This window comes from Streptomyces venezuelae (assembly GCF_008642335.1).
GTDB classification, from domain to species: domain Bacteria; phylum Actinomycetota; class Actinomycetes; order Streptomycetales; family Streptomycetaceae; genus Streptomyces; species Streptomyces venezuelae_F.
Map to the genome: position 1 here is coordinate 3,875,302 of NZ_CP029191.1, position 20,634 is coordinate 3,895,935.

At 70.0% G+C, this 20,634-nt stretch carries 28 protein-coding genes and 1 tRNA gene; 13 read left to right on the plus strand and 16 right to left on the minus strand.

From position 1 onward, the window contains the following. Positions 1-16: 16 nt before the first annotated feature. Genes DEJ49_RS35970 through DEJ49_RS17395 form a run of 5 tightly spaced genes read right to left on the minus strand, consistent with a single transcriptional unit; the run spans position 17 to position 5,080 of the window. Positions 17-160 carry a hypothetical protein gene (locus DEJ49_RS35970; RefSeq protein WP_190329376.1) on the minus strand — a complete coding sequence of 48 codons (144 nt, stop codon included), beginning with the start codon at positions 158-160 and terminating at the stop codon, positions 17-19. Then, positions 157-2,532, minus strand: coding sequence for a hypothetical protein (locus DEJ49_RS17380; protein WP_150184965.1), 2,376 nt, complete (start codon positions 2,530-2,532; stop codon positions 157-159). The genes DEJ49_RS35970 and DEJ49_RS17380 overlap by 4 nt, the downstream gene beginning before the upstream one ends. Then, positions 2,519-3,337, minus strand: coding sequence for a hypothetical protein (locus tag DEJ49_RS17385; RefSeq protein WP_150184966.1), 819 nt, complete (start codon positions 3,335-3,337; stop codon positions 2,519-2,521). Before DEJ49_RS17385 ends, DEJ49_RS17380 begins: the two co-directional genes overlap by 14 nt. 43 nt (positions 3,338-3,380) lie before the next feature. After that, positions 3,381-4,493, minus strand: coding sequence for a hypothetical protein (locus tag DEJ49_RS17390; protein ID WP_150184967.1), 1,113 nt, complete (start codon positions 4,491-4,493; stop codon positions 3,381-3,383). A 41-nt stretch (positions 4,494-4,534) separates the two neighbouring features. Continuing rightward, positions 4,535-5,080, minus strand: a complete 546-nt coding sequence (locus tag DEJ49_RS17395) for an efflux RND transporter permease subunit (RefSeq protein WP_150184968.1) — start codon at positions 5,078-5,080, stop codon at positions 4,535-4,537. Positions 5,081-5,110: 30 nt separating this feature from the next. Between DEJ49_RS17395 and DEJ49_RS17400 the strand changes: the two genes are divergently transcribed. Next, complete coding sequence (locus DEJ49_RS17400; protein ID WP_150184969.1) at positions 5,111-5,683, plus strand: hypothetical protein; 573 nt, start codon at positions 5,111-5,113, stop codon at positions 5,681-5,683. 18 nt (positions 5,684-5,701) lie between these two features. Here DEJ49_RS17400 and DEJ49_RS17405 read toward each other — a convergent pair whose 3' ends face one another. The 7 genes from DEJ49_RS17405 to DEJ49_RS17435 all read right to left on the minus strand — a co-directional run bounded on the left by DEJ49_RS17405 (position 5,702) and on the right by DEJ49_RS17435 (position 8,966). Continuing rightward, positions 5,702-5,974, minus strand: coding sequence for a hypothetical protein (locus tag DEJ49_RS17405; RefSeq protein ID WP_411757169.1), 273 nt, complete (start codon positions 5,972-5,974; stop codon positions 5,702-5,704). A gap of 149 nt (positions 5,975-6,123) precedes the next feature. Continuing rightward, positions 6,124-6,414: a hypothetical protein gene (locus tag DEJ49_RS17410; RefSeq protein WP_150184971.1), complete on the minus strand. Its 291-nt coding sequence runs from the start codon at positions 6,412-6,414 to the stop codon at positions 6,124-6,126. 149 nt (positions 6,415-6,563) lie between these two features. Continuing rightward, positions 6,564-7,166, minus strand: a complete 603-nt coding sequence (locus tag DEJ49_RS17415) for a phage tail protein (protein ID WP_150184972.1) — start codon at positions 7,164-7,166, stop codon at positions 6,564-6,566. Between the two features lie 115 nt (positions 7,167-7,281). Continuing rightward, positions 7,282-7,683, minus strand: coding sequence for a hypothetical protein (locus DEJ49_RS17420; protein ID WP_411757170.1), 402 nt, complete (start codon positions 7,681-7,683; stop codon positions 7,282-7,284). Between the two features lie 232 nt (positions 7,684-7,915). Beyond that, the gene (locus DEJ49_RS17425; RefSeq protein WP_150184974.1) at positions 7,916-8,107 is read right to left on the minus strand and encodes a helix-turn-helix domain-containing protein; all 192 of its coding nucleotides are present in this window, start codon (positions 8,105-8,107) and stop codon (positions 7,916-7,918) included. Continuing rightward, entirely contained in the window at positions 8,104-8,634 is a 531-nt protein-coding gene (locus DEJ49_RS17430; protein WP_150184975.1) for a hypothetical protein, read from the minus strand. The genes DEJ49_RS17425 and DEJ49_RS17430 overlap by 4 nt, the downstream gene beginning before the upstream one ends. After that, complete coding sequence (locus tag DEJ49_RS17435) at positions 8,634-8,966, minus strand: WhiB family transcriptional regulator (RefSeq protein ID WP_150184976.1); 333 nt, start codon at positions 8,964-8,966, stop codon at positions 8,634-8,636. Before DEJ49_RS17435 ends, DEJ49_RS17430 begins: the two co-directional genes overlap by 1 nt. Positions 8,967-9,383: 417 nt before the next feature. Here DEJ49_RS17435 and DEJ49_RS17440 point away from each other — a divergent pair, with 417 nt between their 5' ends. The 4 genes from DEJ49_RS17440 (at position 9,384) to DEJ49_RS17455 (ending at position 11,859) form a co-directional block, all read left to right on the plus strand. Then, positions 9,384-9,740 (plus strand): transcriptional regulator, encoded by a 357-nt coding sequence (locus tag DEJ49_RS17440; RefSeq protein ID WP_223833192.1) that lies wholly within the window; start codon positions 9,384-9,386, stop codon positions 9,738-9,740. Between the two features lie 76 nt (positions 9,741-9,816). Then, the gene (locus tag DEJ49_RS17445; protein ID WP_150184978.1) at positions 9,817-10,311 is read left to right on the plus strand and encodes a hypothetical protein; all 495 of its coding nucleotides are present in this window, start codon (positions 9,817-9,819) and stop codon (positions 10,309-10,311) included. A gap of 74 nt (positions 10,312-10,385) precedes the next feature. Then, a complete protein-coding gene (locus DEJ49_RS17450) occupies positions 10,386-11,183 on the plus strand; it encodes a hypothetical protein (RefSeq protein WP_150184979.1) in 798 nt (265 codons plus the stop codon). Beyond that, the gene (locus DEJ49_RS17455) at positions 11,122-11,859 is read left to right on the plus strand and encodes an ankyrin repeat domain-containing protein (protein WP_223832874.1); all 738 of its coding nucleotides are present in this window, start codon (positions 11,122-11,124) and stop codon (positions 11,857-11,859) included. The genes DEJ49_RS17450 and DEJ49_RS17455 overlap by 62 nt, the downstream gene beginning before the upstream one ends. A 16-nt stretch (positions 11,860-11,875) precedes the next feature. Here the strand turns inward: DEJ49_RS17455 and DEJ49_RS17460 are convergent, their stop codons facing one another. The 3 genes from DEJ49_RS17460 to DEJ49_RS17470 form a co-directional block, all read right to left on the minus strand. Then, a complete protein-coding gene (locus DEJ49_RS17460) occupies positions 11,876-12,460 on the minus strand; it encodes a GNAT family N-acetyltransferase (protein WP_150184981.1) in 585 nt (194 codons plus the stop codon). 76 nt (positions 12,461-12,536) lie between these two features. Beyond that, on the minus strand, positions 12,537-14,138 hold the full coding sequence (locus tag DEJ49_RS17465) for an ABC-F family ATP-binding cassette domain-containing protein (RefSeq protein WP_150184982.1): 1,602 nt from the start codon (positions 14,136-14,138) through the stop codon (positions 12,537-12,539). 180 nt (positions 14,139-14,318) lie between these two features. After that, a complete protein-coding gene (locus DEJ49_RS17470; protein WP_150188298.1) occupies positions 14,319-15,872 on the minus strand; it encodes a helicase HerA-like domain-containing protein in 1,554 nt (517 codons plus the stop codon). Between the two features lie 180 nt (positions 15,873-16,052). Between DEJ49_RS17470 and DEJ49_RS17475 the strand changes: the two genes are divergently transcribed. Next, on the plus strand, positions 16,053-16,349 hold the full coding sequence (locus tag DEJ49_RS17475) for a type II toxin-antitoxin system VapB family antitoxin (RefSeq protein ID WP_150184983.1): 297 nt from the start codon (positions 16,053-16,055) through the stop codon (positions 16,347-16,349). A gap of 125 nt (positions 16,350-16,474) precedes the next feature. Further along, complete coding sequence (locus DEJ49_RS17480) at positions 16,475-17,143, plus strand: LytR C-terminal domain-containing protein (protein WP_223832876.1); 669 nt, start codon at positions 16,475-16,477, stop codon at positions 17,141-17,143. Here DEJ49_RS17480 and upp read toward each other — a convergent pair whose 3' ends face one another. Then, positions 17,144-17,779: a uracil phosphoribosyltransferase gene (gene upp / locus DEJ49_RS17485; protein WP_150184984.1), complete on the minus strand. Its 636-nt coding sequence runs from the start codon at positions 17,777-17,779 to the stop codon at positions 17,144-17,146. 100 nt (positions 17,780-17,879) lie between these two features. Here upp and DEJ49_RS35975 point away from each other — a divergent pair, with 100 nt between their 5' ends. From DEJ49_RS35975 to DEJ49_RS17510, 6 genes are all read left to right on the plus strand, one after another. Then, positions 17,880-18,050, plus strand: a complete 171-nt coding sequence (locus DEJ49_RS35975) for a hypothetical protein (protein ID WP_165283766.1) — start codon at positions 17,880-17,882, stop codon at positions 18,048-18,050. 201 nt (positions 18,051-18,251) lie between these two features. Further along, positions 18,252-18,821 carry a hypothetical protein gene (locus tag DEJ49_RS17490; protein WP_150188300.1) on the plus strand — a complete coding sequence of 190 codons (570 nt, stop codon included), beginning with the start codon at positions 18,252-18,254 and terminating at the stop codon, positions 18,819-18,821. Between the two features lie 99 nt (positions 18,822-18,920). After that, positions 18,921-19,352, plus strand: coding sequence for a tRNA adenosine(34) deaminase TadA (gene tadA / locus DEJ49_RS17495; RefSeq protein ID WP_150188301.1), 432 nt, complete (start codon positions 18,921-18,923; stop codon positions 19,350-19,352). A gap of 69 nt (positions 19,353-19,421) precedes the next feature. Continuing rightward, positions 19,422-19,509: transfer RNA gene (locus tag DEJ49_RS17500), tRNA-Ser, on the plus strand. 419 nt (positions 19,510-19,928) lie between these two features. After that, on the plus strand, positions 19,929-20,108 hold the full coding sequence (locus tag DEJ49_RS17505) for a hypothetical protein (RefSeq protein ID WP_150169725.1): 180 nt from the start codon (positions 19,929-19,931) through the stop codon (positions 20,106-20,108). Positions 20,109-20,158: 50 nt separating this feature from the next. Next, the gene (locus tag DEJ49_RS17510) at positions 20,159-20,452 is read left to right on the plus strand and encodes a Dabb family protein (protein WP_150184985.1); all 294 of its coding nucleotides are present in this window, start codon (positions 20,159-20,161) and stop codon (positions 20,450-20,452) included. Positions 20,453-20,634 lie beyond the last annotated feature (182 nt).

Here is a 20,634-nt window from a genome sequence, read left to right on the forward strand (position 1 = left end):
GCGCGGGTGTTGGGGATCAGCCTTCGATGGGCAGCGGCAGCAGCTGGCTCGGGTCGGGACCTTCGTCGCCCGCCTCCACGAGGGGGTCGTCGATCTGGATGGGTCCCGGCGGCGGCTCGTAGCCGTCGACCGACGGCAGCTCCTCCTCGTTTTCGCTCACGCCGTGTCTCCCGGTGTGTTCAGCAGGGTCCGGTAGCTGATCGCCTGTTTGGTGAGGGCGTCGAGCGTCGCGTACTGCGCGGTGAGCCGCTGGTATTTGCGCTGTTGGCCGTACGTCGGGTCGACCGGCGCGTCGGGGGTGAGCCCGTCGTCGGCCGGCACGCCGTTGAACGCGGTGCCGCGCAGGGTGAGGGTCTGCTGCGGCGTGCTGCCGGCCGCGTGCGTGGTGCGGATGCCCACCACCCAGGCCAGCGTGTCGAGTTCGGCGCCCGCCGTGTCGACCACCCGGACCACGTCGCCGAGCTGGATGCGCGGATCGTGCAGGACCTCGACGTCGCCGAGGAGCGGCACGGGGTAGCGGCCGGCGGTGATCATGGCCTTCGTGAGGACCACCGCGGTGTCGACCGTCTGCACCCAGTCGGCGGAGGGTGCCGTGTACTGCTGCTTTCCGTAGCGCTCCTGACTGGGCAGGTTGTCCAGCGCGTACGAGCGCAGCTTCGGATCGGCCGAGCGCTTGAGCGGCTGGAGCCGGACGGAGGGCTTGCCGTCCTTCGTCACCGTCCACAAGGTGGACGCGGTGTGGTTGGCGAACCGCACGGAGTACGTCGGACCGTCCCGCCAACAGCTCACCGTGACATCGCCCTTGACCGATGTTCCCCCGGTCTTCGCGGTGCCGAAGCGCACCTGGTGCCCCTCGCCGGAGACGGAGTCGTCCAGGACGCCGGGCGGTCCGACCTCGGTGTCGTCCTCGGCCATGGCGTACTGCACGACGATCGCCGAGTTCGGCTTGATCTCCCGTACCACCGTGTCCAGGATCGGCTCGCCGGCCACCGCCTTGATCCCGTTCCAGTCCTGGTAGGGCTGCTCGCAGTGGTTGCGGCACGCGTCGATCTCCTCGGTCACGGTGAGCGAGGAGATGTCCCGGCGCGTGGTGACGGTCAGGTCGGGAACGGCAGGCACCTTGGTGAACCGCGAGGGACCGCGCCAGCGGAAAACGCCCTGCTCGTCGAATTCGGCGGTGGACATGCTGGCCCGGGCGATCTCGGTGATCGCGTCCCACTGGGACCCCGACACCTTCGGAACGTCGAAGAGCGGCAGCTCAGGAGTGTCGAGGACGGCGCCCTTCGTCCACTGGCCCCGCTGCTCCCACTCCTCCGGCGGGTAGGTGGCGGTGTCGGTCCAGACCCGTTCGGTGACCTGGACGCACTCGACCGCCATGTCGGTCTTCAGGTTGACCTGCTGCAGCTCGGAGACCGGCTGCCAGGCGATCTCCTTGTCGAAGATGCTCTTCGCGCCGACCCGGTACCTGCCGTCGGGCTGGGTGAGGCGCGGCTGCACGGTCGGGGCGACGACCGTGCCGGTCGACGTCGTGTCCACCATGAACCCGAGGTGCCAGACCCCCCGCAGGGAGGCCAGTGTGTCGATGGGCCAGGGCGGCAGCACCTGCTCGCCGACACCGTTGGTCCCGGACGCGATGTGCACCATGCCGGTGGCGATGTCGAACGTCGCCTTCAGGTAGCCGGTGCGCGTCCCCGACTGGTCGAACACCGCCGACATCTCGATCATGTTGCCCCGCGCGAGCGCCGTGTTGACCCAGCACTCCACCTGGAACACGTTGCCCGGCACGGTGAACCGCGAGCGCGGCATCCACGACGCCTCAAGACCGGCGGCCTTCGGCATCAGGGCCATCTCGAAGGGCGCGCCCTCACGGATCCAGTCGTACGTCGACGGGCTCGGCACGTACTCGGGCTGTCCGTACGTCGCGTTGAAGCCGCCGTGCAGGGAGGCGTAGAGCGCGGTGAACGGTTTCGTGTCGGCCAGGTCGACGGCCGGGGCGCGCGGCGGCGGACAGCTGTGGATGCCGCCCTGGCGCAGGAGTTCGTCGACGCACCACGTCGCGGTGGCGACGGGCCTGCCCCACATGTACCCGTGGTACGGCCGCGGCAGATAGGCCGGCCCCCGCAGCCGCTCCGCCCCGTCCAGTGCCTGCACGGTGACGGTGTCGCTGCCGGAGGCCGCCGTGCGCGAGCGGACGGTGCCGCGGAAGGCGGGCACGGTGCGCCCGCCCGCCCCCGCCGTGTGGACGACGGACTGTCCGGGGCGTACGAGATCACCGGTGAGCCGGTCCGCCCAGGCGGAGTAGAGCCGGGGCGCGGGCACGCCTTCCGTGCCGCCGAGCAACAGCTCCAGCTGAGCGGAGGCGCTGCCCGAAACGGCGCGCATCGCCTCGGGGAGGTCCGTCGCGTACGCCCGTTCGACCTTCCACGACTGGACCTGCGGGCCGACCTCCTTGCCGCCGAGGCGGGTGGAGTGGGTCGGCACGCGCTCGGGTGCGGACAGGGCCCGGTCGAGGACCTCGTCAGAGCGCTGCATCGCGGACCTCCACGAGGTCGAGACTGACGTTGCGGTACGGCAGCCTGGCCGAGGGGACATCCGTATACGCCGTGACCACCATGGCCGGGCAGCCGTCGCCGAGCGCGTGCGCGACGGGCTCTTCGCCGAGGGTGAGGCAGCCGCCCGCGAGCCCGAACAGGCCGACGGCGCCGGGCCGTGCGACGGGAGTGACGTAGGCGGCGCCCTCGGGGACGACGGCGGTGACGGAGGCGCCAATGGTGTGGCTGCTGCTGAGGTACTTCCCGTCCGCCGCCTTCCAGTCCAGCTGGGCGGTGGCGGTGGCCGGGTCCCAGCCGGCCGGAAGCAGCCAGGACGCCCGCATGCCGGGCACGACAGGCCAGCCGGACCACACCCCGTGGATCCACCCGACGGCGGCGCCCACTTCCCGGCAGTCGACGGTGGTCACGCCCTCGGCGTTCCTGGCCAGCGCGATGTCGCCGTTCATGGTGAACCAGTGGTCCCAGCCGCCCGGGATCTCCGACTGCCCGGCCGCCTGATAGGGGTCGAGGAGATTGACGGAGGCGGGGTCGAGGACGACGAGCGGGCCGCGTCCGGTGCCGACGCGGCGGGCGAGCCGGACGAGGTGCTGGGCGTCCTCGGGCTCCAGCCACTCGAAGGAGAGCTTGAGACGGCGGATGGTACGGGTGGGCGCGAAGGTGGTGACACGACCTTCGAGCGCCTTGAACTCGGTGACGTTGAGCTCGGCGGTACGCTCCCAGCTCTTCGCCGCCTGCCGGATCTCCCGGAGCCTGCCGGGGGCTCCGATCCACAGGTTCCTGGCCATGGAGTCCTCCTGTTCTGTTGTGGGTTCGCGGGGTGGCCGACGGCTAGCGGCGGGCGAGGGCGCGCTGCCCGGCGAAGACGGCGCGGGCGATGGTCTGCGAGTCGACGTCGACGTGCACGGGCCGGTCGGCGAGGCGCTCCATGGCCTCGGCGAGGCGGCGCAGGGCGACGGCGTTGCCGCCACCGTTGCTGATCATCCGTTCGAGCCGGGAGAGCGGGATGACGGCTTCGCTCTCGCCCGCCTCACCGACGAGCGCGAGCGTGCCGCCGTTGCGGGCCTGGACGATGCCGCCCTGGGCGAGGTGGGGCACGGGCACGTGAAGCCGAGGGAAGCCGAACGACTTCCCTCCCCACTTCGGCACCCAGCCGGGGATGGAGATCTTGATCCCGGCGAGGACGCCGAACACTCCGTTGAGGGCGGTGGCGAGCCCCTTGATCGGGGTCAGGATCAGGTTGCCGAGCCCCTTGACCAAGGGCTTGATGAAGTCCACGGCCACACGCGTGCCGGACTTGATGCCCTTCCAGGCGGCGTCCATCCCGCGCTTGAGGGCGGCGGTGACCTTGTCCATGTTCACGAACTGGGCGATCAGCGGGGCGGCGAGCGTCATGATCAGCCCGAAGGGGCTGGACGCCATGGCGAGGTTGAGCCCCTTCTGCGCGGTGCTCGCCCCCTTGAGGCCCTTGCCCAGGTTGCCCATGGACTTGCCGCCCTTGTCGGCGTTCTTGCCGGCCTTGCCGACGGACTTGTCGACGGCGTCGGCCTGACGCTTCACGTCACGCAGGGCGTTCTTGGCCTTGTCGGCGGAGCCGCGCAGCTTGTCGAGCGAGCTCTTGAATTTGTCGGACTCCTTCTTCGCCTTCCCGAGGGACCCGTCGGCGGTCTTGAGCCCGCTGTGCAGCTGCTTGACCGCGCTGCTGCTGTTGTTGGCGGACGTACGCAGCTTGCCGACGGCGGTGGCGGCGGAGCCGGTGGACTTGCCGAGCTTGCCGACGGCGGACGCGACGGAACTGGCGGGCTTTCCCAGCTGGTTCACGGATCCCGCGGCGGAGCCGGTGGACTTGCCCAACTTGCCGACTTGGGCGGCGGCCTGACTCGCGGCGCTGCGCATGCGGCCGAGTTGGGTGGCGGCGGTACTTATGGACTTGTTCAGGGCCATGGGTGTTTACTCCTCCGGATGTCTACTCCTCGGGCGCCGGATCAGAAGCGGGCATTGAGCCGGGCGATCTCGTCGTCCAGCGCCTGGACGCTGACCCTGGCCTGGCGGGCCTCGCGGTTCAGTGCGTTGACCTGGCTGCTCCGAAGCCCTTCGAGCTGACTGTCGTGCCGACTGGCGGTCGACCGGAGGTCGGAGAGGTCGGCTTTGCGGGCGATCTTGCGGTTGAGTTCGGTGGAGAGGTCGGTGATGCGCTGGCCGGTTCGATTACCGAGGCTGGTCAGGTCCGACTTGATACGGGTGATATCGGACGCAGCGTTGTTGAGATCCAGCCTGAGTTTTTCAGGATTGCTCAGCGCATCTTTGAGTTTCTTCTCCTCCCACTTCGCCTTGAGATCAAGCTCGGCACTCCAGAGCTTCACGCCGGTGCCGAAACCGGTGAACTCGGTCGAGACTCCGGTGGCGGCAGCCGTGGCACCGACGATGTCCGCCTTGGCGCCGCCGTATTCCATCTTCGTCGTGAAGGACTGGACTGACTCCTCGAGATCTGCAACTCTCTCTTTCAGAGGCTTGTCCTCGGTGTCACCCATGGCTTTACATCTCCTTGAAAGGGTTCAGTCATGACCGGGAATACCGGTACTCAATTTTCCGGCCGCGGAATGTTCGAGTTCGACGTCCCCAAGCACTTGGTCGGGGAGGAATTCTTTATCGAGGCTCACTGCAGGATGTTCGGCCCCGGTTTTGCCATTCACGGCGAGATCCATGAGGACGGCGTCACCAAGCACGAGCACATAGGCTTCGTGCACTGGGGTGACACAACTCATCTGATGATCCCCGGACAGTACGAAAGGCTGGTCGTCAAGGGCGCATCGAGTGACCGTAAAACCGGCCGCTGGAGCCTGGAATGCAAGAGCCTTTCGGAACTCCCCGAACTGTCGTCGGAGAACTCGGCCGGCGCCTCCCGCATGTTCCTCGTACGCGGTGGAGCACAGCGCGCAGACGTCGAATTCGCGGGCGCAGGCTCTGTCCGGCACTTCGATCTCGAAGGCGGCAAGGAACAGGAGCTCGCCTGCAACACCGGCAGCTTCCGCGGAACCATCACCATCCCCGGAGAGGGCGTGGTCGCGATCTCTCAGCCCTTCGGCGGCTGGGGTCCGATGCAGAAGTGGAAACTCACCCTTCGCAGGCGCTGACCCCGTCGGCTCCCCGCCTCAGGTGAAGAAGGCGACCAACTGCTCCGCCGACGGCATGGCGGGCTCGGAGTCAGGCTCGGAGTCAGGCGTCCGCTCCTCGACGCGGCCCTCCGCGGGACGAGGCGTGCCGGGACGTGGCAGTGGTTTCGGGGGGTCCAGGGGTTCCGCGTCCTCGTCGCGGTTGACCGTGGCGAACATCCAGTTCGCTTCGGCCAGTTGGTCCACCACATGGGCCAGCAGATAGTCCCCGATCGACCACTCCGCCCCCTCCCCCTCCGTCTCCCGCGCCACCGCCCCCTCCCGCGGCAGATGCCGGATCAGCACCGCGAGCCGCCGGGAGGAGAGCCGGCCCCGGTGCCAGTCCAGGAGGTCGAGGCCGTAGAAGCGGAGCAGGTCGGCCTCAAGAGCCTCGGCGTGTTCGTCGACGAACGCGCCGAGGCTCAGCCTTCCCCCAGGCCGAGCCCGGTCTCCTTGCCGTACGCCTCAAGGATCGCCGCGATGTCCTGCATCGTGACCTCGTGCCGCTCGAAGCGGGCGTACTGCTGCTCCCCCAGGAGGAGTTCGAGCAGCCCGTCCACGTCGTTGTCATCGAGGTCACGGAGCTTGCGCGCGGTCGCGCGGGTCAGTTCGGTCGGCAGCTCGAAGCTGTCGGAGTCGAGCTCGAAGGTCCACGCCCGGCCGAGCGCTTCGAGGCGCTGGGCGCGGGCGGCGTTGACGTTGAAGCCGGACACGGGTCTCTCCTTCGGCAAGGCGACGCCCGGCCGTGCTGGGGGCACGGGCCGGGCGTCGCTGGGATCCTATGCGGTCGCGCGCAAGCGCAACCGGCGATTTTGCGCAATCAATCAGGCGCGCTCAGTGGGGCACCTGACGAGCCGTCGGCTCAGGAGTACGACGTGGCCAGTTCCTTGATCCGGAAGCTCGCCAGCGGCGCGTTGTCGTCCTTGGCCAGCGCCGTGAACGTCACGCCCAGCTTCACCGCACCGGTGCGGGTCAGACCGATCTCCTCGGTCTCGGTGACCTGACCTCGCGGCACCACGAACCGGTACTTCGCCGCACCGTCGGTGAACTCGATGCCGAGCGCACGCTCGTCCGCCGCCGGGGAGTTGGCGAGGTCGTACGTGAACTCCTTCAGGTCGCCCTCGGCCAGCGTGCCGACCGCCGGCGTGGTGGCGGCCTTGACCTCGCCACCGCCCATGAAGAAGGCCAGGTTCGCCTTGTTCAGCTGCAGCAGCTGGAACTTCACGGTGAGGTCGCGGTCGGAGTAGATGAACCGCGCCGGGCTCACCGACTGCCACGTGTCGACCGGGTCGATCTTGTCCTTCTTGTTGAACTTGATGCCGTCGGTCGTGGTGTAACCGAGGTCCGTCCACTTCGTCTTGTCCCAGTCGGTGGCGATGGTGGCCGGCGCGTCGGTCCCGACCGGCGCGATCAGCACCCGTCCGGTACCGGCGACGCGGATTTCCTTGCCGTTGTTGCCTGCCATGCGAACTCCTCAGATCTCGGTTGACTGCCGGAACGACGAGGGTCGTTACGACAAAGGCCCCGCCGGACGGCAGGGCCTGGGGATGATGCGCGATCACGTCTTACGCGATCACGTGCTACTCGGGGCGGATCGAGACCCGCACCGTCGACAGGTACCGGTTGCCCGCCGGACGGTTGTAGTCGGGCAGCCAGCGCGGCCCGTCCGCCTCGGCGACGTCGGTGACGACGGCCCCGCCGTACGAGGTACCGGCCAGTTCGAGCACACAGGCACGGGCGGCGAGGGAGATGCCGTGCGCGATGGTCTTGTCCGGGCCGTAGACCTCGAGGTCGAGCAGCGGCTGGTCGAGATGCCGGTCGTCGATCCACGCGCCGCCGACGCGGGAGACGAGGACGGCCTTCTGGGTGCCGTCGAACCCGGCGGGCGGCTTGTTGTCGACGACCGAACCGGCGAGCTCCGCCCGGTTCTTGAGGAAGTCGACGACGAGCCGTTCCGCGTCGGGGAAGGTCAGGATGGACACATGGACACTCCCTGTCATGAGAAGGGAAATGAGTGTGGGCAACACAAAGCGGCAGGTCCGCCGCCCCTGGTGTGGGGCGCAGCTCTGCCGCTGCTCCAAGTGTGATCCAGGGTCCCTGATCCCGCAACTGAACTCCGCGGGACCGGTGTTGGGGCTGGTCGGGGACGTACGAAGGGCCCCGCACCAACCGGTGCGGGGCCCTCTTCACGTACGCCTGGATCTACGTCCGGGTCTACGCCTTCACTCTTGCCGCCCGCCGCACGACCCGCTCCGCGGCGAACACATCCTCCAGGCGGTACATCGACCGCCGCCCCTGCCGCCCCGCGGCCTTCAGGTGGCCGAGCTGGACCCACTTGCGGATGGTCGCGGGCGAGACGTCGGCCTCGGTGGCGGCGAGGTCGCCCGAGATCAGCGGTGTGTTCATGCCGCGCCCCCTGTCTCCTCGTCGAGCACGTGCCGGCACGGCGGGTTCACGCACATCGCGACCCCGCGTTCGGGAAAGGCGCGCAGCGACACGGAGTCGCAGGCCGGACAGCGGCCGGGCAGCCGCACCAGCTGCTCGGGGTCCCCGAGGGCCCGGGCGCAGCGGTCGGCCATCCGGCGGGTCTCCTCCTCGACGTGGGCGGCGAGGTCGGGCAGGTCCCGGTCCCGCAGTACGTCGAGGAGTTCGGCGAGGCGGCGCAGGCGGACCGGCACCGGGGCGGCGGAGATGCGGCGCAGGCCGAGCCGGTCGCGTACCGCCTCCTCCAGTTCGACCACGCCGTCGCCGATGTCGCGGAGTGCGTCGGAGACGTAGAGACGTACGGGCGCGACGGTGGAGGCATCCGGACCGCCGCCCCGCACCTCGCGGAACGTCCGTCCCGTGCCGGGCGCCAGCTCCTCCAGGAGCAAGGGGTAGCGGCGTCGCAGCGAATCGATCCAGAGCGCGGCGCGGTCGACGGCGTCACTCATCACAGCCTCCCCTGGCCCGAGGCCGACTTCGTCTTGCGTGGCTTGACCTCGCGGCCGTTGCGCCACAGGCGTCCGCCGCTGACCCCGTCGAACCACGTGTGCGACGGGTCGACGATGGCTTCGCACTCCCGGCGAATGGGGCACTGATTGCAGGCGCGCAATACCGGCGCGGCCTCTGCCGGGGTGCGAGTGAAGACGTACTGCTGGGGGAGATCCGCACAGGCGGCGTTTCTGCGCCAGTCGAGAGCCTCGTCCCGGTGGGGCCCGGAGACTCGTATGTCGGTGAACGCGCTGTTCAGAGCAGGTGCGAGCAGATCTGTCCGATTGGGCATGCGCATCCCCTCCGCAGGTATGCGAACATTAGTTCGAAGACGTCGATGCGTGATCAGAGTTCCACGCTACGTGCGCATGCGCAACTAAAAACGGAAGGGTGAGAGGTCGGAGGAGGAGACACCAGTGGCCGGAAACAGACGTCGCGACGGCCCCGGACACGCGGTACGGGCGCCCTCGCGCACCCGCACGCGCCGGATCTTCACAACAACGTGCGAGCGCGCACATATTTCGGTGCGCGCGCGATCGGTACGCTCGCTCTGCGACGAGGGGAGAGCGACGACATGGTGTCCAGCCCGCGGGCCAGCGCCCGCAGCGACCAGGGGTACCGACCCGGGAGCGACCACGAACACAGCCGTGAGGGTGGCCGGAACCGAGCGGACGAACTGGAGGAGTTCGCCGAGTGGATCGAGGGCGTGATGCGCGAGCGCGGTTACGACATCGACAGCCCGCGCGGCGGTGGCAAGTCCAAACTGGCGGACGACGCGGGCGTGCACCGGGCCGCGGTCAGCCGCCTCATCCAGCGGCAGAGCATGCCGGACCTGGAGACGATGCGGCGCCTCGCCGCGGTGCTCGGGGTCCCCCTGCGGGACATGCTGATCCGCTCCGGCCGACTGTCCGAGAACGACCTGCCGATCATGGCGGCACGCGGCGGGGAGCCCGAGGCACCCCGACTGCTGAGCCCCGAGGAAGCGGCCCGGAGAATGGGGGTGCCCCCGGAACTGCAGGCGGTCTTCGTCAGGGTCACGAAGGCGTTCCTGCCGCAGGTCGAGTAGACGAACAGATGGGGGCCGACCCACGGCCGGCGCACGGCCGACTCACGCAGCCCGGGGGCACAGAGGGAGTGCGAACATGCCGACTGACGAAGCGGAGGGGCCGTCCGGGGGCGCACGGCGTCGCGGCGCGGGACACCATGGCGCCGAGAGCGGGACGAGGGCGTCCGAGGAGCTGGCCTACCTCGTCGGCGGGCTGCTGATCGAGCTCGGTTCGAAGATCCAGGAGGCCGGGGTCGACGGCGTCCGGATACTCACCGAGGAGGAGGCGCAACAGAGCCAGCTGCGCTGGTTCCAGGAGGGCTGGGCGGAACACGCCCGCGCCACGGAACACGCGCGTACGGCCGACGACGGCCCGGGAACCGGTTCGCCGGCCGGTCATGCCGGTCACGCGGACGAGGAGCCGCCACCGCCCACGGGGTCGCTGCTGCGGTTCCCCTCGAACGCGCCCCGAGGCGCGCACCCGCTCCCGATCGTGGGCACGGACGAGGCCCGCGGAACGAGGGACCTGATGGCGCACCGCCCGCGCAGGCGCCGCGAGGATGACCCCAAGCGCACCGGCCCCGACGCATAGCATCACGTATCCTCCGCTTTCGCCCGTCTGTTCGGACGAGCCGGAAGAGACGAGCGGAAGAGAATGGACAGCTGGTGTCGCGAATAGCGCGGTTCGCGCTCCACGAGTGGCGGAACGTCGTCGCGAACCCGTGCCGCAGACTCCGGGAGCGCGGCCCTCTGGGCGTCTCGCTGGCCGTCGTCGCCTGCGTCGCCGTGATCGGCCTGCACGAGTTCCAGCAGACGGCCGCGGGTGCGGGTGTGGTGCGCGTACTCAGTGAGGTACGGGCCGACCAGCCGGTCTGGCTGACCCTGCTCCGCACGCCCGTATCCCTCTTCGTGCCCGCGGTGGACCTGTCGGCGTGGCCCGGCCTGCCCCGCCTGTTCCTGGCGTTCGCCCTGGCGGAGCTGCTCTTCGGACGCGTACGGACGCTGGTGGTGGCGTACGCCGTCACGCTCGCCGGAACCCTCGGGGCACGCGTCATGATCGCCCTCGGCCCCGACCGGCTCGGTGTCCCCGCGGATGCCGCGCACACGGTCGACACGGGGGCCTCCGCTGCGATCGTCGGCCTCTTCGCCTACACGTCCGTGGCGCTGCGGTCCCCGCTGCTCTTCCTCGCCGCGGTCGTACCGACGGTGACCGGGTCGATCGCCGAGCCGAACCTGGCGGGCCGGGAACACTTGATCGCGGTGGCGGTGGCGATGGTTCTCGGAGCCGCCCTCCATTGTCAGTGGACACTGCCACCATCGAAGACAGTCGATCAGGAGGCCGGACATGACGGGGAGCCCGGACGGCATGGAGAAACCGGACGGGGCCGGAGAACCGAACAGGGTGCTGCTCGACGCCGACGCCCCGCTGGCCGCAGCCGTGACGGACGCGATCCGGAACGGTGACGTCACGACGCTGCGCGAGCTGCTGGACGCGTATCCCGGCCTGGCCACCGCCGGCATCGAGCGGCACGGCGAGGCCGCGGGCACGCGCAGCCTGCTCCACCTCGCCACGGACTGGCCCGGCCACTATCCCGCGGGACCCGAGGTCATCGCGGTGCTGGTCGCGGCGGGGGCGGACCCCGACGCACGCTTCGTCGGCGCCCACCGCGAAACGCCCCTGCACTGGGCCGCGAGCAACGACGACGTGGCGGCGGTGGACGCGCTGGTCGCGGCGGGCGCGGACATCGAGGCGGGCGGGGCGGTCATCGGCGGCGGCACTCCGCTGGCCGACGCGCGGGGCTTCGGCCAGTGGCGGGCGGCGCGCCGACTCCTCGAACTCGGGGCGCGGACGACGTTGCAGGACGCGGCGGCGATGGGCCTCCTCGACCGTGTCACGTCCTACGTGGAGGCCGGCCCGCCGGACGCCCCCGGCCCGCCCGACATCACCGCCGCGTTCTGGGGCGCGTGCCACGGCGGACACCTGGCGACGGCCCGCTACCTCCTCGACCGGGGCGCCGACCCCGACTGGATCGGGTACGACGACATGACACCGCTGGACATCGCGGTCGAGGCGGGAGCCGACGACGTGGCGGAATGGCTGCGGGGTGAAGGAGCCAGGAGACGGCGGGAGTTGAAATGAAACGGTGCCGGCGGGGCTACTCCTCCGGAGCCGCGTAACAGTGCAGTACGACCCGCTGCCCCGGCCCCCACTCCTGCTCGGCCACGCCCAACAGCTGCCACCCCATCCGTTCGTAGAACGAGGTGGCCGACCGGTGGGAGGACACCACGTCCAGGACCGGATGCAGACCGCGCTCCCGCGCCTCCCGCACGGCCCTGCCCATCAGCAGGGCCCCGATCCCGTGCCCGCGGGCGTCCGGAGCGACGTACAGGCGGGTCACCACGGCCACCGCCTCCGCCACAGCCCCCGCGTCCGCCCCCGCGTCCGCCCCCGCCCCCGCCTCCTCGCGCCACAGCCCCGGCGCCTCGTCCCCCGGCCCGGACCGGGCAAGACCGACGTGGCCGACGATCCGCCCGTCGAGCTCGGCCACCCACGCACCGATGGCATCGGCACCTTCGACCCACGCTCCGGGCTGCTCGGGCCAGTTGACCGGATACCCGTCGGCCTTGTGCACGGCCGCCAGCACACCGACGCAGGCCTCCACATCACGCTGGCCGGAACGTTCCCGCAGCCGGAGGACGGGGTGCCCGTCTGCCGCGTCGGCGGCACGGTCTCGTCTCATCGGAGCATCGAATCACAGCGGTGACCCGCGTACGGCCCGCACACCCAACTAGACATCCCGACAACAACGGCGGCCATCAGGCGAGCGCGACCAACTCCCGGTAGCCGGAGCTCCACATGTCCTCGTCGCCGTCCGGGAGCAGCAGCACCCGGTCCGGGCGCAGGGCGTCGATCGCGCCCTCGTCGTGCGTGACCATCACGATGGCTCCGGGGTACGTCCCCACCGCGCCGAGCACCTCGTCCCTGGACGCCGGATCGAGGTTGTTGGTGGGCTCGTCGAGGAGCAGGACGTTCGCGCCCGAGTGGACGAGCCCGGCCAGCGCGAGCCGCGTCTTCTCGCCGCCCGACAGGACCGACGCGGGTTTGTCGGCGTCGTCCCCGCCGAACAGGAAGGACCCCAGCACACGCCGCACCTCGCCGTCGGTCAGCTGCGGGGCGGCGCCGGCGAGGTTCTCCCGGACCGTCCTCGTACCGTCCAGCGTGTCGTGCTCCTGAGCGAAATAGCCGAGCCGCAACCCGGGCCCGGCCACCACCCGCCCCTCGTCCGGGACTTCACGCCCGGCGAGCAGCCGGAGCAGCGTCGTCTTCCCGGCCCCGTTGAGACCGAGGACGACGAGCCGGCTGCCCCGGTCGACGGCCAGGTCGACGCCGTGCAGCACGACATGGGCCCCGTACGCCTTGGTCAGCGCCACCGCACCCAGCGGCATCCGGCCGCACGGCGCGGGCTCCGGCAGCCGAATGCGCGCGACCTTCTCGCTCCGCCGCCCCGGCTCCGTACCGGCGAGCATGCGCGCGGCGCGCCGGTCCATGTTCTTCGCCGCGGTGGCGGTGGCGACGTGGGAGCGCATCCTGTCGGCCTGGGCGCGCAGCGAGGCGGCCTTGCGCTCGGCGTTGGCGCGTTCGCGGGTACGTCGCCGCTCGTCGGCGGCGCGCTGGGCGAGGTAGGCGTGCCAGCCGGTGTTGTGCAGGTCGATGGTGGCGCGCGACGCGTCCACGTACAGGACGCGGTTGACGGTGTCGGCGAGGAGCCCGGTGTCATGGCTGATCAGCACGACACCACCCGCATACCCGGCCAGGTAGGTGCGCAGCCAGGCGACGGAGTCGGCGTCCAGGTGGTTGGTGGGCTCGTCGAGGAGCACGGTGTCGTGGTGCGCGAACAGGATCCGCGCGAGCTCGACGCGGCGCCGCTGGCCGCCCGACAGCTCACCGACGGGCCGCGCCATGACCCGCTCGGGCAGCCCGAGCCCGGCGGCGACACGGGCGGCCTCCGCTTCCGCGGCGTAGCCGCCGTAGGCCTGAAACCGGTCGTCCGCACGTACGTAGGCGGCCATGGCCCGCTCCTGCGCGACCGGTCCCACGGCATCGGCCATGGCGATCTCGGCGGCACGCAGCGCGGCGACGGCCTCGTCGAGCCCGCGCGCGGACAGGATGCGGTCGGTGACGGTGACGGCGGGGTCGGCGGCGCGCGGATCCTGGGCGAGATACCCGACGGAGCCGGTACGGGTGACGGTGCCGTCGGCCGGGGCGGTCCGCCCCGCGAGGACCTTCATGAGGGTGGTCTTGCCGGCGCCGTTGCGCCCGACCAGACCGATGCGGTCGCCGGGGGCGATGTGGAAGGAGACGCCGGACAGCAGGAGGCGGGCGCCGACGCGCACGTCGACACCTTGAACGGTGATCATTGGGTAACGCTCCGCAATAGCGAATGGACACACGGGTGGCGTGGAGGCGTGTGTCCTGGCTAGGAAATGCGGGGCGTAGACATGGGTCCGAGGCTAACGCGAACGAAAGGCGCCACGCACGCCAATTCCACCGGCCTGCCGTTCCTGCTTCTGCCCCCCGCTCCTCAAGGCCCCCCAGAACTACCGCCTGCGCCGAGCCGTCCCGAACAGAGACCGCGAGATCTCCCGCCCGATCTGCGTCCCCATGGACCGCAACAGCGACTTGAACATCCCGCTCCCCACCACCTGCTCCACCACGGAACCCCCGCCCCGGGGAGCGGAAGTCACCTCCGCCGGGGAGGCCTCCACCCGCTCCGCGTCCACCCGCGCACTCAACTTCTCGTACGCAGACTCCCGATCCACCGCCTCCGCATACCGCGCGTACAACGCCGACGCCCGCACCGCCCGCTCCAGCTCCCCCGCCTCCACCGGCCCCATCAGCGACTCGGGAGCCCGCAGCCGCGTCGCCGCCACCGGCGTGGGCGCGCCCCTCTCGCTGAGTACGGTCACGACCGCCTCACCCGTACCGATCCCGGTGAGGACCTCCTCCAGGTCGTACGCCGAGTCGGGAAACGTCCGTACCGTCGCCTTCAGTGCCTTCTGGTCGTCGGGAGTGAACGCCCGCAACGCGTGCTGCACACGGTTGCCGAGCTGCCCGAGCACATCCGCGGGCACATCCTTCGGCGTCTGGGTCACGAAGAAGACGCCGACACCCTTCGAGCGGATCAGCCGAACCGTCTGCGTGATCGCCTGAAGGAACGCCTTGGACGCTCCGTTGAAGAGCAGGTGGGCCTCGTCGAAGAAGAAGACGAGCTTGGGCTTGTCCACATCGCCGACCTCGGGCAGGTCGTTGTAGAGGTCGGCCAGCAGCCACATCAGGAACGTCGAGAAGAGCTGCGGCTTGTCCTGGACGTCGGCGAGCTCCAGGACGGACACGAGGCCCCGCCCGTCCGGCGCCGTCCGCAGGAACTCGCTCGTGTCGAACTCGGGCTCCCCGAAGAAGTCGCCCATGCCCTGCGCCTCGAAGGCGGTGAGCGCCCGCAGGATGACTCCGGCCGTCACGGTCGACAGGCCGCCGATGCCCTTCAGCTCCGGCTTGCCCTCGTCGGACGTGAGGAAGTGGACCACCGCGCGGAGGTCCTTCAGGTCGACCAGTTCCAGCCCTTTCTGGTCGGCGTAGTGGAAGATCAGGCCCAGCGACTGCTCCTGGGTCTGGTTGAGCTGCAGCACCTTGGAGAGGAGAACGGGGCCGAAGCTGGTGATCGTGGCCCGTACGGGAATCCCCGTACCGATGCCGCCGAGCGCGTAGAACTCGCTCGGGAACCCCGTGGCCTCCCACTCCTGTCCGACGTCCCTGGCCCGCTCCGCGACCTTGTCGCCCGCCTCGCCGGGGGCGGAGATTCCCGAGACGTCGCCCTTGATGTCGGCGAGGAACACGGGGACACCCTGTGCGGAGAGCTGCTCGGCGATCAGCTGCAGGGTCTTCGTCTTGCCGGTGCCGGTCGCGCCCGCGACGAGCCCGTGGCGGTTGAGCATGGGCAGCGGGATACGGATCTGCGCGTCGGCGAGGCACGCGCCGCCCCACAGCAGCGCACCGAGTTCCAGGGCGGGCCCGGCGAAGGCGTACCCGGCGGCGATCTCAGCGGCCTCCCGAGGCAGAGCCCCGTCTCCACCCGTCACCCTCACGCCTGCCACAGACTCGTTCGAGGGGTTCGCGTGGCCCGGCGTGGACGGAATCGGCTGGCTGTCGCTCACTTCGTCCCCTGTTCCCGGCTGGCGTGTTCCCGGTTTGACCCGATTTAGGGCGTCATTTCCCAGGGTCGCACTCCGTCGCCATGGCTGCGCCCGGAGAGCCTTGCCCGGTAGGCTTTCCGTGTGATCTTCAAGCGCATCGGAAACGGCCGGCCGTACCCCGACCACGGCCGGGAAAGCACCCGGCAGTGGTCGGACGTCGCGCCGCGCCCGGTCCGCCTCGATCAGCTCGTCACCACCAAGGGCCAGCTGGATCTGGAGACCCTGCTCGCCGAGGACTCGACGTTCTACGGCGACCTCTTCGCGCACGTCGTGAAGTGGCAGGGCGATCTCTACTTGGAGGACGGCCTGCACCGCGCGGTCCGCGCCGCGCTCCAGCAGCGCCAGGTGCTGCACGCGCGCGTGCTCGAACTCGGCTGACCGGCGGCCGCGAGGGCACCCGCCGAGAGACCCGCGCCGCCCACATTGGCCCTTTCGGGTTGCACTGCCCCCCAGGCAATGATCATTTAGTAGGCATCGCCGCCCCGCCGCACTACGCTGCGCCCATGAGCATGCTCACTCCCCCCGGCATGGGCGGCAAGTACCGCATCACGGGGGACAAATATCCACGGATGCGCCGCCCCAGCGGTCGCCGCAGGATCGTGCTCGCGGTCATCGCGTCCGCCGCGGCCGTCGGCCTGATCGGCTGGGGCACACTGCAGCTCATCGACGTGTTCACGGGCGGCAGCAAGGCGTCGGCGGCAGGCCGCGCCGCGGGCGACTGCGACCGCGAACAGGCGGCGGGCGCCTCCCAGGAGCCGCAACAGAAGCAGTCGCAGAAGCAGAAACCCCTGCCCACTCCCAAACAGATCACCGTCAACGTCTACAACGCCACGCCCCGCGGCGGCCTCGCCAAGAAGACCGCCGACGAGCTCAAGAAGCGCGGCTTCACCATCGGCGAGGTCGGCAACGCGACGAAGGCGTACGACAAGAAGGTGAAGGGCACCGGGCTGCTCCTGGGCGCCAAGTCCGCCGCCGACACCGCGATCCCCGTGCTCGGCACGCAGCTCGCCGGCGCCGAGCACCGCTCCGACGCCCGCAGGAGCGGCGAGGTCGACCTCGTCATCGGCAGCGAGTTCAAGAACCTGACGAAAAAAGAGGACGCCGACAAGGCCCTGGCCGCGCTGGCCAAGCCCAAGCCGACGCCCACAGCGTCCGACAAGAAGAACTGCTGACTACTCCGCGGTCCCGTACATCCGGTCACCCGCGTCGCCGAGCCCCGGCACGATGTATCCCTGCTCGTTGAGCCGCTCGTCGACCGAGGCCGTCACGACCGTCACCGGCGTCCCGGCCAGCTCGCGCTCCATGACCTCGACGCCCTCGGGGGCGGCGAGCAGCACCACGGCGGTCACGTCGTCCGCGCCGCGCTTGATGAGCTCCTGGATCGCCGCGACCAGCGTGCCGCCCGTGGCGAGCATCGGGTCGAGGACGTACACCTGACGTCCGGAGAGGTCCTCCGGCATGCGCGTCGCGTACGTGGAGGCCTCCAGGGTCTCCTCGTTGCGGATCATGCCGAGGAAGCCCACCTCGGCGGTCGGGAGCAGCCGCACCATGCCGTCGAGCATGCCGAGCCCGGCCCGCAGGATCGGGACCACCAGCGGACGCGGGTACGACAGCTTCACGCCCGTCGTCTTCGTCACGGGGGTCTCGATGTCGACCTGCTCGGTGCGCACGTCCCGGGTGGCCTCGTACGCGAGCAGGGTGACCAGCTCGTCGGCGAGGCGCCGGAAGGTCGGGGAGTCGGTGCGCTTGTCGCGCAGCGTGGTGAGTTTGTGCGCCACCAGCGGGTGGTCGACGACGTGGATCCGCATGACATCAACAGTAACCGGGCTCGGGCCCCACGCCTCTCGCTGGCATCAACACCGCCATCCGAGGGAAGGTGGAGACGTACGAACCGAGGTGGTGTGGCGCATGACGGAGCACAGTCCGGAAGACGAGACAGACACCGAGCGCCGTCGACGACGCGCCCAGTTCCTGCGGGAACGCACCGAGGCCATCGAGCTCCGCGAGCGCGTGAAGCCGCGCCGCGCCCGGGCGGCACGCATGCGACAGCAGATGCGCATGCGCACGTTCCGCTGGTAACGACCCACTGGCCACCACCCGGCGAAGGGTCACGGAAAAACGCGACGCGGAACACAGCGGCCGGAAGACCTCTCCTGACGGCGCCGTTTCTGCCACGATTCCGAATGGGCGGGGCTACGTACGCACTCCCCGCTCCCCGACCTCGCCGGGGGGACCCCAAACCGCCAACCGGCACTGCCTATGACCAGTGGGAGAGTCACGGTGTACTTCGCCGCACTGCTCGCGCGCACCGAAGACGGGTGGGAAGCGAGCGACACGGAGCTCGACGATGTGGAGACCCTGTCGGATCTGGCCGACCTGGCCCGTGAAGCCACGGCCGATTACGACGACGACACGGTGCTCGTCTTCATCGAACAGGAAGACGCGTGGTTCGGCGTCGTCCGCGTCGACGGTGAGGAGGACCCTCGTATCTACGTGTCCGACGCGGCCGCGGCCGCCCGCAGCTCGTACGGGGAGATCCTGCTCACCGACGAGATGCTCGGCCGGACCCCCGACGACGACGGGGCGGACGACCTGGACGCCCTGGACCTCGACGGCACGGAGGACGGCGAACCGGAGGCGTCGGTCGCCGACGCCGACGGTGAACCGGAACCCGATGACGATGACGACGCCGGTACGTCGGGTGCGCCCGCCGGGCCGCTCGGCGACTCGGAGATCCTCGCCGACCTCGGGGTGCCCGAGAAGGATCTGCTCGGCTTGAAGAGCGGCGACGCGCTCAGCGAGATCGCCGACATCCTCGGAGCGGCGGAGGTGCTGGAGACCGTCCGCTAGGTTCCCCGTGTGACCGACCCGATCAACCCGACCACACCCACACCCGATCCCGAACCCAACCCCGAACCCGACCCCGTACGCGACCGCTGGCGGGCGCCCATGCGGCTCGCCCTGGCCGAGGCCGAGCTGGCCGGCAAGGGCGGCGACGTTCCCGTCGGCGCCGTCGTGCTGTCCCCGGACGGCACGACGGTGATCGCGGCCGGGCACAACGAACGCGAGGCCGGCGGCGACCCCACCGCGCACGCGGAGGTGCTCGCGCTGCGCAGGGCCGCCGCGGAGCTCGGCGAGTGGCGGCTGACCGGCTGCACGCTCGTCGTGACGCTGGAACCGTGCACGATGTGCGCGGGTGCGCTCGTGCAGTCCCGCGTGGACCGGGTCGTCTACGGAGCGCGCGACGAGAAGGCAGGAGCGGCGGGCTCGCTCTGGGACGTCGTACGCGACCGACGGCTCAACCACCGGCCCGAAGTCGTCCACGGCGTCCTCGCCGAGGAGTGCTCCGCACAGCTGACGGACTTCTTCCGGCACCGCTGAACCGCCGAAATCACGGGCCGGTCCCAACGGATTTCTGTCAGCGGCCCACCTTGGGCTAGAGTTCCTCTCGGTAGCGTGTCCGAGCGGCCGAAGGAGCTCGCCTCGAAAGCGAGTGAAGGGTAACCCCCTTCCGTGGGTTCAAATCCCACCGCTACCGCTCTTGAAACGAAGGGCTCGTCCTGAGGGACGGGCCCTTCGTCGTACCCCGGGGCAGAGCAAAGAGAAGAACCCCGGCACCTGTACGGCGCCGGGGTTCTCTCTCCCGTCAGGACGGGGGAAGCGGCATCGGGGGGACAAACCGCTCCCCCCGACGAGGACCGGCCCTCAAGTCAGCGCCGCCGTCAGGGGGGAAGCAGACGGCGCGGACCCCGCAGTGGGACCAGTCCCTCACCCCGCGGATTCCTGCCAGATCCGCCGGGCTCACCACCCATCCTGCTTCCCGGGCCGCGTCCGGAGCGCGGGCAAAGGGCCTCTGGTGCCGGGTCGTTGGTCCTTAAAAGCCCCGTCAGGACCGTCCGGGTTAGACTCGCCGCCGTCACAGGGGTCACACGGGGCACGGCAAGGGGAGGCCAGATCGTGGCAGTGCAGTGGAAGAAGCTCGGCCTTTTCGCAGTGGTCGTCTTCGTGCTCTACGTGATCATCACCGACCCCGCCAAAGCCGCCGACTACGTACAGATAGGGTTCGAGGGCATTTCGAGCGCCGCTCAGAGCATCGGCGACTTCATGACATGGGTCGCCAACGGAGGCAAGGACTGAGCGGCTTTCCGGCCGCAGTTCTCTCCCCCCTCCCTCTCCAAGGAGTGCCCGTGATCCGCCATCTGGTCCTCTTCAAGCTCAACGACGGCGTCCAGCGCGACGAGCCGCGCGTGGTCGAGGGTGTCGAGGCCTTCCGCGCCCTCGGCGGACAGATCCCGGAGCTCAGGTTCTGGGAGTGCGACTGGAACATCACCGACCGCCCCATCGCGTACGACTTCGCCATCAACTCGGCGGTCGACGACGTCGATGCGCTGAAGCGGTACATCGAGCACCCGGCCCACCAGGCGGGCGTCGCGCTGTGGCGCGAGTTCGCCACGTGGGTGATCGCCGACTACGAGTTCTGAGCCGCCCGCCCCACCGGCTCCCGGAAGGCCCCGCACCGCGAAGGTGCGGGGCCTTCCGCTGTCGGGCGCCCCAACTTGCCCTCAACACGTAGTTATCAGGTGCTTGCACACAGTGCACATGTCTTGTGATGCTATGACCGCTTTTGACGGATGAGTTGACCGAGGTCGACCGAGCGTCGATC

Coding starts and splice junctions, on each gene's coding strand:
- DEJ49_RS17380 (WP_150184965.1), bottom strand. CDS start 2,532: ATGCAGCGCTCTGACGAGGTCCTCGACCGGGCCCTGTCCGCACCCGAG.
- DEJ49_RS17385 (WP_150184966.1), bottom strand. CDS start 3,337: ATGGCCAGGAACCTGTGGATCGGAGCCCCCGGCAGGCTCCGGGAGATC.
- DEJ49_RS17390 (WP_150184967.1), bottom strand. CDS start 4,493: ATGGCCCTGAACAAGTCCATAAGTACCGCCGCCACCCAACTCGGCCGC.
- DEJ49_RS17395 (WP_150184968.1), bottom strand. CDS start 5,080: ATGGGTGACACCGAGGACAAGCCTCTGAAAGAGAGAGTTGCAGATCTC.
- DEJ49_RS17400 (WP_150184969.1), top strand. CDS start 5,111: ATGACCGGGAATACCGGTACTCAATTTTCCGGCCGCGGAATGTTCGAG.
- DEJ49_RS17415 (WP_150184972.1), bottom strand. CDS start 7,166: ATGGCAGGCAACAACGGCAAGGAAATCCGCGTCGCCGGTACCGGACGG.
- DEJ49_RS17425 (WP_150184974.1), bottom strand. CDS start 8,107: ATGAACACACCGCTGATCTCGGGCGACCTCGCCGCCACCGAGGCCGAC.
- DEJ49_RS17430 (WP_150184975.1), bottom strand. CDS start 8,634: ATGAGTGACGCCGTCGACCGCGCCGCGCTCTGGATCGATTCGCTGCGA.
- DEJ49_RS17435 (WP_150184976.1), bottom strand. CDS start 8,966: ATGCCCAATCGGACAGATCTGCTCGCACCTGCTCTGAACAGCGCGTTC.
- DEJ49_RS17440 (WP_223833192.1), top strand. CDS start 9,384: ATGCGCGAGCGCGGTTACGACATCGACAGCCCGCGCGGCGGTGGCAAG.
- DEJ49_RS17445 (WP_150184978.1), top strand. CDS start 9,817: ATGCCGACTGACGAAGCGGAGGGGCCGTCCGGGGGCGCACGGCGTCGC.
- DEJ49_RS17460 (WP_150184981.1), bottom strand. CDS start 12,460: ATGAGACGAGACCGTGCCGCCGACGCGGCAGACGGGCACCCCGTCCTC.
- DEJ49_RS17465 (WP_150184982.1), bottom strand. CDS start 14,138: ATGATCACCGTTCAAGGTGTCGACGTGCGCGTCGGCGCCCGCCTCCTG.
- DEJ49_RS17480 (WP_223832876.1), top strand. CDS start 16,475: ATGAGCATGCTCACTCCCCCCGGCATGGGCGGCAAGTACCGCATCACG.
- upp (WP_150184984.1), bottom strand. CDS start 17,779: ATGCGGATCCACGTCGTCGACCACCCGCTGGTGGCGCACAAACTCACC.
- DEJ49_RS35975 (WP_165283766.1), top strand. CDS start 17,880: ATGACGGAGCACAGTCCGGAAGACGAGACAGACACCGAGCGCCGTCGA.
- tadA (WP_150188301.1), top strand. CDS start 18,921: ATGCGGCTCGCCCTGGCCGAGGCCGAGCTGGCCGGCAAGGGCGGCGAC.